This window comes from Bradyrhizobium sp. USDA 4538 (assembly GCF_024171045.1).
Taxonomy (GTDB): Bacteria; Pseudomonadota; Alphaproteobacteria; order Rhizobiales; family Xanthobacteraceae; genus Bradyrhizobium; species Bradyrhizobium australafricanum.
In genome coordinates this window covers 8,615,896-8,633,006 of the sequence record NZ_JALJZE010000001.1, presented here as the reverse complement: position 1 = coordinate 8,633,006, position 17,111 = coordinate 8,615,896, and the positions used below count along the sequence as shown (strand labels likewise).

16 protein-coding genes are annotated in these 17,111 nt (G+C 63.5%); 7 read left to right on the top strand and 9 right to left on the bottom strand.

Features of this window, described 5'->3' with window-relative positions; genetic code table 11:
- Window positions 1–9: 9 nt before the first annotated feature.
- From J2R78_RS39880 to J2R78_RS39870, 3 genes are read right to left on the bottom strand one after another with little or no spacing between them, the layout of a single operon-like run.
- Window positions 10–939, bottom strand: coding sequence for a branched-chain amino acid ABC transporter permease (locus J2R78_RS39880; protein WP_080667122.1), 930 nt, complete (start codon window positions 937–939; stop codon window positions 10–12).
- 9 nt (window positions 940–948) lie between these two features.
- Entirely contained in the window at window positions 949–1,734 is a 786-nt protein-coding gene (locus J2R78_RS39875; RefSeq protein ID WP_253609091.1) for an ABC transporter ATP-binding protein, read from the bottom strand.
- The gene (locus tag J2R78_RS39870; protein WP_253609090.1) at window positions 1,731–3,701 is read right to left on the bottom strand and encodes an AMP-binding protein; all 1,971 of its coding nucleotides are present in this window, start codon (window positions 3,699–3,701) and stop codon (window positions 1,731–1,733) included. Before J2R78_RS39870 ends, J2R78_RS39875 begins: the two co-directional genes overlap by 4 nt.
- A gap of 704 nt (window positions 3,702–4,405) precedes the next feature.
- On the opposite strand from J2R78_RS39870, the gene J2R78_RS39865 reads away from it, so the two are divergent.
- Window positions 4,406–5,428, top strand: coding sequence for an NADP-dependent oxidoreductase (locus J2R78_RS39865; protein WP_076826615.1), 1,023 nt, complete (start codon window positions 4,406–4,408; stop codon window positions 5,426–5,428).
- Between the two features lie 144 nt (window positions 5,429–5,572).
- Window positions 5,573–5,830 (top strand): hypothetical protein, encoded by a 258-nt coding sequence (locus J2R78_RS39860; protein WP_168855744.1) that lies wholly within the window; start codon window positions 5,573–5,575, stop codon window positions 5,828–5,830.
- Window positions 5,831–5,836: 6 nt separating this feature from the next.
- On the opposite strand, the gene J2R78_RS39855 is transcribed toward J2R78_RS39860, so the two are convergent.
- Window positions 5,837–6,673, bottom strand: a complete 837-nt coding sequence (locus J2R78_RS39855) for a metallophosphoesterase (protein WP_253609089.1) — start codon at window positions 6,671–6,673, stop codon at window positions 5,837–5,839.
- A 64-nt stretch (window positions 6,674–6,737) separates the two neighbouring features.
- On the opposite strand from J2R78_RS39855, the gene J2R78_RS39850 reads away from it, so the two are divergent.
- Genes J2R78_RS39850 through J2R78_RS39840 form a run of 3 tightly spaced genes read left to right on the top strand, consistent with a single transcriptional unit; the run spans window position 6,738 to window position 8,803 of the window.
- A complete protein-coding gene (locus J2R78_RS39850; RefSeq protein ID WP_253609088.1) occupies window positions 6,738–7,022 on the top strand; it encodes a hypothetical protein in 285 nt (94 codons plus the stop codon).
- Between the two features lie 37 nt (window positions 7,023–7,059).
- A complete protein-coding gene (locus tag J2R78_RS39845) occupies window positions 7,060–7,482 on the top strand; it encodes an MAPEG family protein (protein WP_253609087.1) in 423 nt (140 codons plus the stop codon).
- A gap of 22 nt (window positions 7,483–7,504) precedes the next feature.
- Entirely contained in the window at window positions 7,505–8,803 is a 1,299-nt protein-coding gene (locus J2R78_RS39840) for an RsmB/NOP family class I SAM-dependent RNA methyltransferase (RefSeq protein ID WP_253609086.1), read from the top strand.
- 97 nt (window positions 8,804–8,900) lie between these two features.
- Here J2R78_RS39840 and J2R78_RS39835 read toward each other — a convergent pair whose 3' ends face one another.
- Window positions 8,901–10,184, bottom strand: coding sequence for an MFS transporter (locus J2R78_RS39835; RefSeq protein WP_253609085.1), 1,284 nt, complete (start codon window positions 10,182–10,184; stop codon window positions 8,901–8,903).
- A gap of 114 nt (window positions 10,185–10,298) precedes the next feature.
- Between J2R78_RS39835 and J2R78_RS39830 the strand changes: the two genes are divergently transcribed.
- Window positions 10,299–10,751 (top strand): helix-turn-helix domain-containing protein, encoded by a 453-nt coding sequence (locus J2R78_RS39830; protein WP_253609084.1) that lies wholly within the window; start codon window positions 10,299–10,301, stop codon window positions 10,749–10,751.
- Window positions 10,752–10,951: 200 nt separating this feature from the next.
- Here J2R78_RS39830 and J2R78_RS39825 read toward each other — a convergent pair whose 3' ends face one another.
- Together J2R78_RS39825 and J2R78_RS39820 are read right to left on the bottom strand one after the other, a co-directional pair.
- Window positions 10,952–11,284, bottom strand: coding sequence for a DHCW motif cupin fold protein (locus J2R78_RS39825; protein ID WP_253609083.1), 333 nt, complete (start codon window positions 11,282–11,284; stop codon window positions 10,952–10,954).
- A gap of 193 nt (window positions 11,285–11,477) precedes the next feature.
- Window positions 11,478–11,849 carry a nuclear transport factor 2 family protein gene (locus J2R78_RS39820; protein WP_253609082.1) on the bottom strand — a complete coding sequence of 124 codons (372 nt, stop codon included), beginning with the start codon at window positions 11,847–11,849 and terminating at the stop codon, window positions 11,478–11,480.
- Window positions 11,850–11,986: 137 nt separating this feature from the next.
- Between J2R78_RS39820 and guaA the strand changes: the two genes are divergently transcribed.
- Entirely contained in the window at window positions 11,987–13,597 is a 1,611-nt protein-coding gene (gene guaA, locus J2R78_RS39815; RefSeq protein ID WP_256558738.1) for a glutamine-hydrolyzing GMP synthase, read from the top strand.
- A 284-nt stretch (window positions 13,598–13,881) separates the two neighbouring features.
- On the opposite strand, the gene J2R78_RS39810 is transcribed toward guaA, so the two are convergent.
- Window positions 13,882–15,312: a DUF1254 domain-containing protein gene (locus tag J2R78_RS39810; protein WP_253609080.1), complete on the bottom strand. Its 1,431-nt coding sequence runs from the start codon at window positions 15,310–15,312 to the stop codon at window positions 13,882–13,884.
- Window positions 15,313–15,380: 68 nt separating this feature from the next.
- Window positions 15,381–17,072: a hypothetical protein gene (locus tag J2R78_RS39805; RefSeq protein WP_253609079.1), complete on the bottom strand. Its 1,692-nt coding sequence runs from the start codon at window positions 17,070–17,072 to the stop codon at window positions 15,381–15,383.
- Window positions 17,073–17,111 lie beyond the last annotated feature (39 nt).

Below are 17,111 nucleotides of genomic sequence, written 5' to 3'. Positions count from 1 at the left end.
CTCCTTGCCTCAGACACGTTCGATGATCCGCTCGCCGAACAGGCCCTGCGGCCGCAAGAGCAGCACCGCCAACGCCAGCACATAGGCAAACCAATATTCGATGCCGCCGCCGATGGATGGCCCGAGATATACCTCTGCGAGCTTCTCACCGGCCCCGACAATGAGCCCGCCGACGATGGCTCCGGGAATGGAGGTGAGGCCGCCGATGATCAGGACCGGCAAAGCCTTCAGCGCGAGAAACGTGATGGAGAACTGCACGCCAAGCTTGGTCCCCCACACGGTCGCCGCGACGAGCGCAACGAGGCCGGCAACGAGCCAGACCACGAACCAAATCCAGCTGATTGGAATCCCGATCGAGTGCGCGGCCAAATGGTCGTCGGCCACGGCTCTGAGCGCGCGACCGGTCTTGGTACGCTGAAAGAAGACCGCGAGGCCGGCGACCAGGACGCCCGCGATCAATGCGCCCCAGACATCCAGCTTGTTGACCAGAATCCCGCCCGGGAACAGGCCTTCAAACAAGAACCAGGCGTCGGTCGGGAACAGCCGCAGCGGGTAGACATCCGATCCGAAGATCATCTCCGCGGCGCCCTCGATAACGAATGTCACGCCGATCGTCGACATGAACAGCGTCAAGCCATCCTGATTGACCAGAGGTCCGATCACGAACCGCTCGATGAGCCAGGCGGTTGCTGCCATGATCACGGCGGCAAAGCCGATAGCGAGGATGACCGCGACCCAAAGCGGAAGGCCATTGGCGACCAGGAGGTCGAGGGCGCGAACCAGCGCCAATCCGGCGAGCAACACCATTGCTCCCTGCGCATAGTTGAATACGCCGGATGCCTTGAAGATCAGCACGAAGCCGAGCGCGACCAGCGAATAGAGCACGCCGGACATCAATCCGCCGATCAGGACCTCGAGAAACTGACCCAGTGCGATCATGGACGCACCTCAATGCGCGACGCCAAGATATGCGTCGATGACAGCTTGGCTTCTCTTCACTTCATCAGGCGTGCCGTCGGCGATCTTCACGCCGTGATCAAGCACCGCTACGCGATCCGACAGATCCATGACCACGGCCATGTCGTGCTCGATCAGGGCGATGGTCGTGCCGTAATGGTTGTTCACATCAATGATGAACCGCGACATGTCCTCCTTCTCCTCGAGGTTCATGCCTGCCATCGGCTCGTCCAGGAGCAGAAGGTCGGGCTCCATCGCCAGGGCGCGACCGAGTTCGACACGCTTCTGCAAGCCGTATGGCAAACGCCCGACGGGTACCTTGCGGATTGTCTCGATCTCCAGGAAGTCGATGATCTCCTCGACCTTGCGCCGATGCTCGATCTCCTCTGCGAGGGCAGGGCCATAACGCAGCAGCTGCCACAACAGCCCCCGGCGCACCTTCAAGGTGCGGCCTGCCATGATGTTGTCGAGCGCGCTCATGCCCTTGAACAGGGCGACATTCTGAAAGGTGCGCGCGATGCCGCCGCGCGCCGCCTCGAACGGCTGCATTTTGGACCGGGTCCTGCCCTTGAAGGTGATCGCGCCATGGTTGGGATGATAGAAACCGTTGACGACGTTCAGCATTGAGGTTTTGCCGGCGCCGTTGGGGCCGATGATGGCGCGAATTTCGCCTTTTCTGACGTTGAACGAGACGTCCCGCAGCGCCTTGACGCCGCCGAAGGCCAGTGCCACGCCCTCGACCTGCAGCAGGATTTCGTTGGCGTTTGGCGCTCTCATGCTGCTCTTCCCAGCGATTCTGCCGGACCGATGATTTGCATGTCGCGAATCTCGACTCGTGCCGCGATCGTGCCCTTCCGGCCATCCTCAAACGTCACTTCCGTGGAAATGTCGGCGTCATGCGCTCCGTTGTAGAGTGCCGTGACCAGCGACGCATAGCGTTCGGCAATGAAGCGGCGGCGCACTTTCTGCGTGCGGGTCAGCTCGCCGTCATCCGCGTCGAGCTCCTTGTGCAAAATGAGGAAGCGGCGAATCTGGGCGCCCGCGAGCACCGTTTCCCCGGCTAGGGAGCGGTTCACCGCGGCAACGTCTTTGGCGACCATGTCGTAGACCAGCGGATGCCCGGCAAGCTCCTGATAGGATCCGTAGGCGACGTTGTTGCGTTCCGCCCAATTCGCGACCGCGACCGGGTCGATGTTGAGCATGGCGCATACGAACTCTCTGGAGTCACCGAACGTGATCGCTTCCTTGATATTGGGATAGAACTTCAGCTTGTTCTCAAGGTACTTGGGAGCAAACATCGTGCCGTCAGCCAATCGACCGACGTCCTTCGCACGATCGATGATCTTCAGATGCCCGGTCTTCTCGTCGAAAAAGCCCGCATCGCCAGTCCTGACATATCCGTCGGACGTCATCGCTTCCGCGGTCTTTGCCTGATCCTTGAAATATCCGAGGAACATGCCGGGCGAGCGAAACTGCACTTCGCCCGATTCCGCGATGCGGATGTCGACGTTGGGCGCCGGCGGACCAACCGTATCGGGGTAGATCTCGCCATCGGGCTGACACGTTACATAGAGGAACGCTTCGGTCTGGCCGTAGAGCTGTTTCAGGTTCAGTCCGATCGCGCGGTAGAACGCGAACAGATCAGGACCGATAGCTTCACCTCCAGTGTATGCGACGCGCACCTGAGACAGGCCGAGAACGTTCTTGAGGGGCTCGTAGAGCAGCCAGCGCCCGAGCGCATAGAGCAATCGGCCCGACAGCGGCACCGGACGTCCCGTCAAGACTTGCTCGCCATACCGCCGCGCGACGTCCAGAAAGTAGCTGAACAAGTGCCGCTTGATTGGCGCTGCGTCCTCCATCCTGACCATCAGCCGCGTCAGCATGGCCTCGTAACCGCGTGGCGGGGCGAGGTAGAAGGTTGGTCCTATCTCATGCCGATCCTGCTCGATTGTGTTGCTGCTCTCGGGGCACGCCATGCAGAATCCGGCCACCAAGCCTTGCGCATAGCTGACGTAATGATCGCCCGCCCAAGCCAGCGGCAGATAGGCCAGCACCACGTCCTTGTCGGTCAACTTGTCGAACCGCGTGGTGTCGGTTGCAGCATCGATGCAGCCTCGTGCCGACAGCATGACGCCCTTGGGCGCGCCGGTCGTTCCCGAGGTGTAGAGGATGATCGCGATGTCCGAACCGTTGCCGGCCCGAATGGATTCATCGATCCGTTCGCCAAGTGCTGCGTCGGCTGCAAGCGCGGCGCGGCCGTCATTGATGATATCGCCGATTGCGATCAGTCGACCGTGGTCGTAGCCGTCGATTCCGCGCGGTTCGTCGTAGATAATCCTGTTGAGTTGCGGCAGTCGGTCGGACACCGACAGGACCTTGTCGACCTGCTCCTGGTCCTGCGCCGCGACCAGCGTCACCTCGGCGTGAGCGAGAACAAAAGCAAGCTCATCAGCCACTGCATCGGAGTAGACCGGAACGGGGATTGCGCGCAGCGTCTGCGCTGCCATCATGGTCCAGTAAAGCTTGGGCCGATTGGAGCCGACGACCGCGATTGTCTCGCCCGGCCGCAAGCCAAGGCGATGCAAGCCGGCGGCGTAGCTACGTATGATCTCGGCAACCTCAGCCCAGGTCCAGCTCTGCCAGATGCCGAGATCCTTATGTCGGAACGCTGGCCGCGTGCCAAATTGTGCCGTGTTTCGCAGCAGCAATTTGGGAAACGTATCATACGATCCGTCGCCGGCCATGTCGGTCTCGATCCAAAAACCGAAGCGTTGGTTCGCTCCTGTTATGGTGATGCCTGCCCCATTTTTGGGTAGCAGACATGCGAGTGCCGCATGGTCCGAGATTACAGCGAATCGAAAGTCCGACAAGTGCCAGATTGATAGGTCGCGTTTTTGCCGCGGGCGCGCCCGGCAGAGATAGGTCTACCGGCTGCCAATTCGCCGAAGGTGAATCCGGCCGCCACCAGACGGACATTGCGGCGCGAAGACGCTGATCGGCTCTCAAGAGGTAACCCCAATGCTTCGGAGAGCCTCACGTCCGTCGGGCGGTCCCGCGAAGCGGACCGAAGTCCTGCGCCATCAGGTTTCGAGGGCGACCGGAAACCGATTGCCGATCAGCTGGGCGGCCGCCCTCGTTGCGACCATGGAGGGCCGCCTGACCGCCTTGGCTCCGCCGTGCCGGATCGCGAGGTCGGGTCAGGCGACTTGACGATGGCCGCTTCGTTTGCCGGTGGCGCGCCGTGACAAACTGCCGCCTACCAGGGGGCCCTGCGAACCGCCGCGACGTGACGGTATCGCGTTGGCGCCAATGTGCCTGGCATGATGGCTGTCATTTCAAACAACATTTCAAACAACGCAACGCGAAGACAGCAAATCCATTTCCCTTGCGGGGAGGTGGATTGCATGACTACGTGTGCGCCACGAACCAATCATCCCAAGAGGAAATCATGTCCCAAGGAAAGCGCATCGTTCTGGCTTCGCGCCCGCACGGCGAGCCCACGTCGGCCAATTTCAGGCTCGAGGACTACACGCCGCCGGCACCGGGTGCGGGCGAGGTGCTGCTCCGCACCATCTGGCTGTCGCTCGATCCCTATATGCGCGGCCGCATGGCCGACGGTCCGTCCTATGCCGCACCGGTGCCGGTCGGAGGCGTGATGGAAGGCGGCACGGTGAGCGAGGTGATCGCCTCCAACAATCCCGGCTTTGCCAAGGGCGATATCGTACTGTCGCGCGCGGGCTGGCAGACGCATGTGCTGTCCGACGGCAAGGGCCTTGCCAAGATCGATCCGAAGATCGCGCCGATCTCGACCGCGGTCGGTGTACTCGGGATGCCCGGCATGACCGCCTATACCGGCCTGCTCGAGATCGGCAAGCCGCAGGCGGGCGAGACGGTGGTGGTCGCGGCGGCGTCCGGCGCGGTCGGCTCGGCGGTCGGCCAGATCGCCAAGATCAAGGGCGCGCGGGCGATCGGCATCGCCGGTGGCAAGGACAAGTGTGCCTACGTCAAGAACGAGCTTGGCTTCGACGAGTGCCTTGACCACCGCGATCCCAATCTCGCGGCGAAGCTGAAGGAAGCCTGCCCGAAGGGCATCGACGTCTATTTCGAGAATGTCGGCGGTGCGGTGTTTGACGCGGTGTTTCCGCTGCTCAACGCGTTCGCGCGCATCCCGGTCTGCGGTCTGATCGCGCATTACAACGACACCGAAGCGCATGCCCCGAAATGGGCCGGCGCGATGATGCGCAACATCCTGACCAAGCGGCTGACCTTCCGCGGCTTCATCGTCAGCGACTTCGCCGCCATGCATGGCGACTTCCTCCGCGACATGTCGCAGTGGGTGCGCGAGGGCAAGGTCAAGTACAAGGAGTTCGTGACCGAGGGCCTGGACAGCGCGCCAGAGGCCTTCATGGGCCTGCTCAAGGGCGCCAATTTCGGCAAGCAGTTGGTCCGGGTCGGGCCGGACAAGGCCTAAGTTACAGGCCCCGGAAGCTCCCATTCCGCGCAACAAAGTATCAAATGCGCCACAATGGCGGGGATTTGGGGGCCTTTCGGCCCCCATTTGCTTGACGGAGACCCGCAGCAGTTGATTCAATATGGCTATATTTCAGGTGTAGCCATGATTTTTGAAGCTATTGTTGTCGGGGTCATTCTCCTCGCCGTCGGCTATTGGGCGACGATGTTCGTCATGGGCCGCCGCGACGACGTCCTGCATGGAAAATTCGTCGAGGAGCAGCCGGACACGACGCCGGTCCGCTTCATGCCGCACGTAGCTCGCGCACGCCCCGCGCCGGCGGCACCACAGCCCGACAGGGACTCGCTGCAGGCGCTGCTCACCGTGATCAAGCAGGACCTGCACGACGCGGCGCGGAGCTGACGCGGCTCAGGCCGGCTGCTTGCCGAGCAGCATGTCCAGGTCGACATCGACCTGGCCCTTCGCCCTGACGTGGCGGACCTCGAAACTGTCGGGCTGGAAGCGGTATTCGACGAGACCGGTTTCCTTGATGCCGATCACCTCCTGCCGCGCGTCGGAGATGATGAAGCCGGCCGAGGGCGCCCAGATGTGTCTGACATGCTCGAACGTATAGTCGCGACGCTGGTGCACATGGCCGCTGCCGACCAGGCGCCAATCGACCTTGCCGAACATCTCGATCAGGCGGCGGCGCGCCGGTTGCGGCACGAACCGGATCGCGGTCTCGGCGCGCTCGGCATCGTAGGGCAGGTCGAGATAGAGCGGCTTGTGCAGGAACAGCGCGACCGGCCTGCCGACCGCCTTGTCGAGCGCGCCTGCGAGCCAGTCGAACTGCTCGGCCTCGCTGTCGAGGCCGGTGTTCATGATCAGTGAATTCAGCCCGATGAAGCACCAGCCGGCAGCGTCGAAATGCCAGCGGTCCTCGCCGAGCACCGAGGTGAAGGCGTCGCGCGTCTCCTCGGTCGGCAGTTGCGTCGGTGGCGCGCCCACCGCGGTCGGATTGTCGCCGATGTCGTGATTGCCCGGCAGATAGAGACAATCGACCGGCAGCGCGTTGTGCAGCTCCTTTGCGAATGCGAGGTCGTCGCGGCTGGTCGGCCCGTCGAACGAGACGTCGCCGGAGTTGAGCACGAGATCGGGACGCGTCGCGTCGATGTGCTCGCTGACGCGATGAAAGTTGTCGATCAGCGGCTTGAAGCGGCGCGCGAGATGGGTGTCGGAGATCTGTGTCAGGCGAAATTGGGGCATGCATCGCTCCTTTCGGCCGGAGCATAGGTCGGCGCGAAGTCGGAACGATGACGATTTCGCCGTCTTGTTCGATGCCTCGTTTGAAGCCCTGTTTGATGTGTTGTTTGGTTTGGCGCCTTTTGGGCGGCCGCTGATCGCCAGTTGCCGCACCGACGCCGGCGAGCCCGCCGTCACCGGGCACACCGCTTCCCGGGGCCGCGCTGTCGAGGATCAGGGTGATGATGCTGATCGGGCCAACCGTGAGGGGCTGAAACCGCCATTGGTCTTGGGAGTTGGTCACCCGGGCTCGGATCACGGTTCAACGGGTTACCGCGCACGCTTCATTGTGTTGGGCGGCGGTGGCGGCTAAGAGGGCGGCCGGGCGCCCGCGGCTGAGGGAGATTTTGATGTCGGTTCAAATGGTTCTGCTGCCGGTCTTCATCCAGATCGGGCTCACCTTCGCGCTGTTGTTCGCCATGGCGACGACGCGTACAAGGGCGCTGACGAGCGGCGAGACCAAGATCGCCGACATCGCGCTGCGCGAGCCGAACTGGCCGGCCCAGGCCACCAAGTTCGGCAACGGCTTCGCCAATCAGTTCGAGCTGCCGATCCTGTTCTATGTCCTGATCGCTATTGCGCTGCCGCTGCGCCGTGCCGATCTGTTCATCGTGCTGATGTCCTGGGTGTTCGTGGTGACGCGGTTTGCCCATGCCGGCGTATTCGTCACCTCCAACGACGTGCGGCCGCGCTCGCTCGTCTGGTTCGCCGGCGCGCTGGTGCTGGCGGCCATGTGGCTGTATTTCGCGCTCAGACTGCTGCTGCTGATCTGATGCGCCCAACCGAAAGAGATCAATGACCCCCGCTGCCCGGCTTTCCGCCGCGATCGAGCTGATCGCCACCATCGACGCACAGCGCATTCCCGCGGCGAAAGCGCTGAAGGAATGGGGCACCGCGCACCGTTATGCCGGCTCCGGCGATCGCGCCGCGATCTCCGGCCTGATCTGGGACGTGCTGCGTCGGCAATCCTCCTCGGCCTGGTTGATGGATGACGCCAGCGCCCGGTCGCGCGTGCTCGGCATGCTCAAGCTCGAACGCGGCATGGACATCGCCACGATCCAGGCGCTGTGCGACGGCGGCCGGTTCGCGCCGGATCCGCTGACCGCGACCGAGGAGGCCGCATTGGCCTCGCGCTCGCTCAGGGATGCGCCGGCGCATGTCGCGGGCGACTATCCGGACTGGCTCGATCCGCATCTGGCAAAGGTATTCGGCGACGACCGCGCGGCGGAAGCGACCGCGATGGCGAGCCGCGCGCCGCTCGATCTGCGCGTCAACACGCTGCGCGGCAAGCGCGAGAAGGTGCTGCCGCGGCTGTCGCATCTCGGCGCCAGGGAAACGCCGTGGTCGTCGCTCGGCCTGCGCATCGAGCTCGGCGCCGACGCGCGCAATCCGGGCATCCATGCCGAGGAGGATTTCATCAAGGGCGCCATCGAGGTCCAGGACGAGGGCTCGCAGCTCGCCGCGCTATTCTCGGCGGCCAAGCCGGGCGAGCAGGTGATCGACCTCTGCGCCGGCGCCGGCGGCAAGACGCTGGCGGTGGCGGCGATGATGCAGGGCAAGGGCCGGCTGATCGCGACCGACAGCGACAAGCGGCAGCTCGCGCCGATCCATGAGCGGCTGTCGCGCGCCGGCGTGCATAATTGCGATGTGCGTACGCCGCGCGGCGAGGAGGAGGTGCTGTCGGACATCAAGGCGTCCGCCGACCTCGTGCTGATCGACGCGCCGTGCACCGGCACCGGTACCTGGCGCCGCAATCCGGACGCCAAATGGCGCATGCGCCCCGGCGCGCTCGAGGTGCGGCTGAAGGACCAGGCCGAGGTGCTGGAGCGCGCCGCGCCGCTGGTGAAGGGCGGCGGCCGGATCGCCTACATCACCTGCTCGGTGCTCTCGGACGAGAACGGCGAGCAGGTCAGGGCCTTCATCGCGCGGCATCCGGAGTTTTCCGTGCAGCCGCCGGAGCAGACCGCAGCGGTGCTGTGGGACAAGGCCGAAGCCTTTGTCGAGGCTGCGCTGCAGTCAGCGGAAGGCCTGCTGATGACGCCACGCCGCACCGGCACGGATGGGTTCTTCGTCTCGGTGCTGAGGAAGGCGTAACAGCGATCGTCATTCCGGGGCGTCCGTAGGACGAACCCGGAATCCCGAGGTTCCGGGTTCAATGCTTACGCATTGCCCCGGAATGACGAAATCCACGTCATGAGTGCCCGCAATCATACGCCGCACCAACTGCCGCCGGCGTCCGGCTCACCACGATGACCCAGTACAGCAGCGCGCAGGCGCTGATCGCGGCACCCAGCACGCAGACGCCGGGCCAGCCGGCGCCGGCATAGGCCATTGTCGAACTGATCGCGCCAAAACCCGTTCCGATCGAATAGAACACCATGTATCCGCCGACCAGCCGGCTCGCCGCGTCGGGGCGTGCGGCGACGATCAGGCTCTGGTTGGTGACATGGATCGCCTGCACCGCGAAGTCGATCATCAGGATGCCGGCCACGACCAGCCATAGCGAGGTGTTGAGGCAGGCGATCGGCACCCAGCCGGCGAGCATCAAGAGCAGCGACAAGCCGGTGGTGCGCTGCCCCCAGCCACGATCGGCGAGCTGGCCGGAATTGCGCGCCGCCAGCGCGCCGGCGAGGCCCGCGATTCCGAGCATGCCGATGGTCGTGTGCGACAACGAGAGCGGGGGTGCGGCGAGCGGCAGCACGACGGAGCTCCAGAACACGCTGAAGCTCGCGAAGATCAAGAGCGCGAACACCGCGCGTTCGCGCAAGACCTGCTCCTCGACGAACAGCGCGAGCGTCGAGCGCAGCAGCTTTGCGTAGGACGATCCGGCCATCGGCTGCGGTGCATGCCGCGGCAGTGCGCGCGCCAACAGCGCCGCCAGCACCAGCGTCAGCGCGGCCGAGGTGAGGTAGACCACGCGCCAGCCGCCGAGATCGGCCAGCACGCCGGCGGCAAAACGTGCCAGCAGAATGCCCGAAACCACGCCGCTAGTGACGGTGCCGATGGTGCGGCCGCGGTCGGCCGGCGCCGCCAGCGTCGCGACGTAGGCGACCAGCACCTGGATCACGACGGCGAGCAGCCCGACCAGCACCATGCCGGCAAGCAGCACCGCGGCGTTCGGCGCGCTGCCGACGATGGTCAGCGCGATCGCCGACAGCACGGTCTGGCCGACGATCAGCCTGCGGCGGTCCCAGAGGTCGCCGAGCGGCACGATCAGCATCAGGCCGAAGGCGTAGCCGACCTGGGTCAGCGTCACGACGCCGCCGATCACCGCCGGCGTGATGGAGAGATCCTGCGCCATGGTGTCCAGCAGCGGCTGCGCGAAATAGATGTTGGCGACGCTCAGCCCGCAGGCGACGGCGAACAGCAGCACGACGGCGGGAGACAGAGCGCGAGCCGTGGTGTGGTTGGGCTTGTCGTTTGTCTTGCGATGGTCCTCGGCCGGCCGGGCCTCAGCCATGGTCTGGTTCGTCATCTTGCCTCCGCTGCAATTCGCCGTCTGGTCTCATCATGAGACCAGTTGCGCCGGACGCTGTCTAGTCCTATTTTAAGACCAGTTCGGAATCGTGATCGAGGGAGGCGGAGCGCGATGAAGCGGACCGCATTTGCGAAAGCGGAATGCCCGGTGGCGCGCGCGCTGGATGCGATCGGCGACTGGTGGTCGCTCCTGATCGTGCGCGACGCGTTCGACGGCCTGCGCCGGTTCGGCGACTTCCAGAAGAATCTCGGCATCGCCAAGGGCATGCTGACGACGCGGCTGCGCACGCTGGTCGAGCTCGGCGTGCTCGAGCAGGTCGCAGCCTCCGACGGCAGCGCCTATCAGGAATATGTGCTGACCAGGCGGGGCCACGACCTGTTCCCGATCGTGGTCGGCTTGCGGCAATGGGGCGAGGCGCATCTCTTTGCGCGCGGCGAGCCGCATTCGGTGCTGCTCGACCAGGCCGGCCAGGCGGTCGGGCAACTCGTGCTGCCGTCGAAGAGCGGCAAGCCGCTGGGCTGGGCGGATACGAAGGTGAGGAAGGTCGCGGCGCGGAGGCGGTGAGCGAAGGGCGGACTCTCTCCACGTCATTGCGAGGAGCGAAGCGACGAAGCAATCCGTGTCTCGGCAAGCGGCACGATGGATTGCTTCGCTATGCTCGCAATGACGGGGATGGAGCCGGGCCGTCGCCCTTCGAGACGCGCTACGCGCTCCTCCAGCGACAAAGGCGAAGCCTTTGCGCGGGGGTGACGGACGACGTGTGATCAATCCACGATGAACAGCGTCGCACCCGTCTTCGTCGACGAACGGTGCGCGGCGTCGCCGAAGTCGGAGACCTGGTAGCTCATGCCCGGCTTCAGCGTGAATTTGCGGCCGTCGCGCAGCTCGGTGTCGAGCTCGCCCGCGACGACGTAGAGCACATGGCCGCGATCGCACCAGTGATCGGCGAGATAGCCGGGCGAATATTCCACCATCCGCACCCGCAGCCCGCCGATGTTGAGCGTGCGCCACAGCGCCTGTCCGGTCTCGCCGGGATGCACTGAAGGCTCGATGTTGCTCCAGTCGGTGACAGTGAAGGGCAGGGGCGGGATTTTCATGCGCGTGGTTCCTGACGTCGCGTCTTTCGCTTCTGTATCCTATCCACCGGCGTCATCCTGAGGTGCGCGTCGAGCGGTGCGGCAGCAGCGCTCGGCGGGCCTCGAAGGATGGGTTGGAGCCGGGCCGTCGCCCTTCGAGACGCGCGCAAGAGCGCGCTCCTCAGGGTGACGGATGACTGGATGCCGCAGCGTCTCACCCCACCAGATGGTTCGCCGAGCCTTGTCTGATCTTGCCCTCGGCATCCAGCTGCAAATACTCGCAGATCTTCTTGCCGCGTTCGTTCTGGTAGAACACGACGACGCTGTCGGGCGAGACATAGAGGTCGATCAGCTCGAAATGCAGCTCGGGCAATTTCGCCAGCGCCGTGCTCCAATAGGCCCGCAAGCTCACCTTGCCGCGAACGGTGCCTGACGCGCCGAAGCCGAGCGGCGGGATCCGGTCCGAGGTCATTTCGGTATCCTCGGAATACATCGCCAGCACCCGCTCGAGATCGCGCGCGTTCCAGGCGGCGATCCAGTCGCGGCCGAGCGCGGCAAGGCGCGATGGCTCGTGAAAATCCGGCATTGGTTTCCTCCATGTGGCTTATGACCAAATTAGGTCAATAATACTGACCTATATGGATTTGTCCATGCCCAAAGAAGAATGTGGGCGCCCCTTCGAGCGCGGTTGCAGGGGCGGTCGCCGTCGCGTATCTGCTTGCCATGACAGCCCAGCACACAGCCCAAGACACAGTTCAAGCACCGTCGACGCCCTCCGTGGCCTCGGCGCATGACAAGATTCTGATTGTCGATTTCGGCAGCCAGGTGACGCAACTGATCGCCCGCCGCGTCCGCGAGATGGGCGTCTATTCCGAGATCGTGCCGTTCCAGAAGGCGGAGGCCGCCTTCAAGGAGATGAAGCCGAAGGCGGTGATCCTCTCCGGCGGTCCGGAATCGGTGCACGAGACCGGATCGCCGCGGGCGCCGCAGCTGATCTTCGAGTCGGGCGTTCCCGTGCTCGGCATCTGCTACGGCCAGATGACGCTCGCGGCCCAGCTCGGCGGCGAGGTCGAGGGCGGGCACCACCGCGAGTTCGGCCGTGCCGATGTCGAGGTGAAGACCGACAGCCAGCTGTTCGACGGCATCTGGGGCCACGGCGAAAAACACCAGGTGTGGATGAGCCATGGCGACCGCATCACAAAGATGCCGCCCGGCTTCTCCGTCGCCGGCACCTCGCCGAACGCGCCGTTCGCGATCATCCAGGACGAGACGCGCAAATATTACGGCCTGATGTTCCATCCCGAGGTGGTGCACACGCCCGACGGCGCCAAGCTCTTGCGCAACTTCGTGCGCAAGGTCGCGGGGCTGACCGGCGACTGGACCATGCGGGCGTTCCGCGAGGAGGCGATCGAGAAGATCCGCGCCCAGGTCGGCAAGGGCAAGGTGATCTGCGGCCTGTCCGGCGGCGTCGATTCTGCGGTGGCGGCGGTGCTGATCCACGAGGCGATCGGCGACCAGCTCACCTGCGTGTTCGTCGATCACGGCCTGCTGCGGCTCGACGAGGCCAAGACCGTCGTCGACCTGTTCCGCAACCACTACAACATCCCGCTGGTCCATGTGGACGCGTCGAAGGAGTTCCTGGGCGAGCTCGAGGGCGTCACCGATCCCGAGGTGAAGCGCAAGACCATCGGGCGCTTGTTCATCGACGTGTTCGAGGCGGAAGCCAAGAAGATCGGCGGCGCCGAATTTTTGGCGCAGGGCACGCTCTATCCCGACGTGATCGAGAGCGTCTCGTTCACCGGCGGCCCGTCGGTGACCATCAAGTCGCACCACAATGTCGGCGGCCTTCCGGCCCGCATGAACATGAAGCTGGTGGAGCCGCTGCGCGAATTGTTCAAGGACGAGGTGCGCGCGCTCGGCCGCGAGCTCGGCCTGCCCGAAGTGTTCGTCGGCCGCCACCCGTTCCCGGGCCCCGGCCTCGCCATCCGCTGCCCCGGCGATATCACCAGGGAAAAGCTCGACATCCTGCGCAATGCGGACGCGGTCTATATCGACCAGATCCGCAAGCACGGCCTCTACGATGCGATCTGGCAGGCCTTCGCGGTGCTGCTGCCGGTCAAGACCGTCGGCGTGATGGGCGACGGCCGCACCTACGAATACGTCGTTGGTCTGCGCGCCGTCACCTCGACCGACGGCATGACCGCCGACTTCTACCAGTTCGACATGAAGTTCCTCGCCGAGACCGCGACGCGCATCATCAACGAGGTGAAGGGCGTGAACCGCGTGGTGTACGACGTGACCAGCAAGCCGCCGGGGACGATTGAGTGGGAGTAGTGGGAACAGCTGCTACCGCGTGGCTTGGCGTAGGTTTGGGTGGGGCAGTTCTCCGCTTCCTTTCATCGCCGGACACTCTCCAAAGTTGTGACTTCCACTTAACCTGATCGGGGTCAGACTTTCATCCTGATTCAGCTAGGTGAGTATTGTGGCGCACTGCAGCGTGCAGAAAGGTCGGAGCTCGGTGGGCCAAAGCCTCAGTTGAAGGAAGGCAGCTCTTGGCGCAAAGCGGACTCTCGGCCAGAGAGCCATGTCGCACAAGGGCCAATAACGGAAATCGCATATCAGCTCGCTCTCGTCAGAGGTGGGGCCTTCCATCGGCCATCCAACGCTTCCGGCTTTGGCCAATAGAGACGCATCGCCATGAAGAACGGACCCTTTGGCGCGGGCAGCCAGTTTGATTCCTTGTCTTTGCCCGGCGGTTCCTGTTGGACGTAGATCGTGAGGCCGCCGTCGCTATCGCGCTTCAGGTCGGGCAACATCGGCGAGTTGATCAGATAGCGGTTGAGCGGATTCGCGACCAGGAGGCTCGCCGGCATCTCGTACATCGTGACCGACCAGAAGGAGTTGACCGGCGGCAATTGATCCTTCGCAAAACGAAGGGTGTAGTGCTTCGCGCCGTTCGGCGTGTTGCCCTCCGCATCGACAAAATAGAGCGGATAAATCGCTTCTTCTTTGGAGTTGCCGTAGATGCCGACCACAGTTCCGCCCATGCGACGGAGGTAGTTGTTTCCCAGGGCTTCGCGCGATCCGGTCAGGTCGCCACTGTTCAGTTTGCCGGTATCGATCTCGTTCTTTTTGAAGCTGTTGAACGTCTGCCAGGCGTCCACTATCCCGTCTTCGAATGCTTTCCTCTGCTCGGGTGATATCGCGTTCAGTTCGAACGGTTTGCCGGCCTCGATGCCAATCTTTGCAAACCGGGCCATCAACTCTCGTTCGCTCGGATGGATCGCACAGAATTGCAGGACGAAGTTGAGTATTTTGAAAAACTCCAATGAGGTTCGCTGCTGATCTGGCGTCAATGGTTTCACGAAGTCCACATTCGGCGCAGACGCAGCCGGTCGGCCGAGGAAGCTGGAGAGCGGCTGCACCCGGTAGCCAGCTTGGATCTTCTTTACGTTCTCGATGTCGGCCGGATTGAAAAGCTGCGTCCGATAGAGAATGAATGCGAACTCGGTTTCGGAGCGCAGAACGTCCTTCACGCCCGCCGGCTTCTCTCCCTTCCAATTCGGTCCCACCAGCAAGTACGAGCCTGCATTGTTACCGGTCGCGCGGCTGCCAACATAGGCGAAGTTGAAGGTGTACATGTCGATGAATTGCAGCGAATAGTAGCGGCCCTTTTCGACAGCCGGCACCGTGAACACCAGCGGCTCGGCTCTGAGGTCAGCGCCAACATAGGAATACGGCGTGTCCGAGTTTGGGGTCTGGATAGCCTTGTCGTCGGGCGTATAGACCCGCGCGTTGTTGAACAGTTGATTCCACGGTGCCTTGTATTCATGCCCGCCGCGGTCCACGAAGTACGAATATTGGATGCGGTAGTTGTCGACGAGCGGAAAGCCGAAGATATAGGCGTCTTTTGCGATGGCTTGCGTTTCGGCTGGGCTTGGCGACTGTGCGTGTGCCGGCGCAGTCCCGACGAAGCCGGCGCCTATTGCTGCGACCGTTGTGGCGCCAAGCAGTGCGTCGCGTCGGGTAATCCCCGTATGATCGATCATGACGTCCTCATGGTTCGCGGGAGCGCTGAACAGCCCCGCATACGGGGTTTAGGAGCCACCATGCACGCTTATCCCACCGTGACCCGCTTCAAGGCGAAGAGCCCTCCGATCAGAAGATCGCCGTTTTCGAGTATGGTTGTGATGCCGCCATAGGCGTTCCATTGTCGGCTATCGTCCGGGAACGGCCAGCGTGCTTTGATTTCGCCCGTGTCCCAGTCGAGACCCACGTATTCGTAGCGGCCGTTCGTTTTTGTTGCGGCGTACACCATGTTGGTGGCCGCGGAGACGACCGGCACCATGACGTCCGAGTTGTCGACCTCCCTGTTGATCCAGGCCTTCTCGAACGACTTCGTTCGCGTGTTCCAGGTGAACTTCTGGGCGCCCATCGGGGCTGGGCGCGTCAGACCGGCGGTCATGGCGTTTTCGTAGATTGTGCCGGGGACGGGCTGCGGGTAGCGGCAGTTGAGCACCATGGTCCCATAGCCGAGCACGTTCGGCGAAGGCTCGATGGTGACCTTAGAAATGTCGGTGCGAATCTGATCCGCGATGCGCCGCGACTTCGTACCGGGCTTCTGCTGGAAGCCATCCGGAATCTTGTCGCGCCAGAAGGCGACGACATGGGTGCCGTCGCGATCTCCGTCGGCAATGATCACGAGCTTGTCAGGGTCGTCGCCGAAGCCCATTAGCGTCGGCGTCGTCCCGGAGCCACCGGATTGGGTCAAGGCGCCTGCCGCGACCGCCTCTTCGTGCGTCATCGTGTTGTACTCGGACTGCCATCCTCCGTCGGCCTCGTCGTAAGACAGCTTGGCGCCGGTCCACACGATCTTGAGCATGCGCCTGGAGGTGACGACATAGACACCGGTCTCATCGACGCAGATACCGTTCTCCACCGCCTCTCCGGCAAACGGGATAATCGCTTTGGTGTTCAGGTCACGGTCAACCAGCAACATGCCGCCTCGCGCTGCGGCGGCGATGTAGCCGTCGTAGGTCATATTCAGAGCCGTGAAAGACGTGATGCTCTGTTTCAGCTCCGCCGGAATATCCGCCGTAAAGTCCTTTACCTTCGCGACGCGCAGCGGTGCCTTCGGATCGTTGTCGTCTGTCGTCTTGACAATCTTGAGGTCATAAGCCGCGTAGTTGAAGCCGTCCCTGTCGATCAGGTTGTAAACGCCGTAGGGGATCGTTTCGTAGCTGAATCCCAACCCGGCCATCGTTTTGGCCAAGGCGACAATCTTCGACTCGTCCTTGGCACGCGCAGCGGCGTCGGCTTCGGCCAGCACCGCGGCGATGGCTTCCGGCGTGCCCTTTGCGGCCACTGCTTCGAGACCCGGGACCGGGATAGACGACACCAGCTGCAGGGAGGTGCCGGTCGCGTTGATCTTTTTGATCTCGGTATCTGTTGCGGCGATGATGATCGTCTCGTTGCCTACCTTTTTCACCGTGGGATTGGAGACAAAGACGAGGGGCACTGTCTTCACGTCGGCAACCGTCAACGGGCGCCCCCTGGCCGGCCCGGCATGAAGGACGGAATCAGTTGCGCCGGGATTGAAATGGGATTGCGGGTAAACGCTATCGGCGAGCCAAGGATTGCGTTTCGGCATGTTTGGAAGTGCGCTTGCCGACGGTGCGATGCCGACACCGACAGTCGGTGCCTGTGCGCGTGCCGGGGCGCTCCTGACGATGCTCGTGAGGCCGAGAGCTACGAGTGTTGTTGCGCCGAGCAGGGTGTCGCGTCGGGTGATTGCATCATGATTGATCATAACGTCCTCCGTTCGGTTGACCCAGCCATCGGGCCTGCC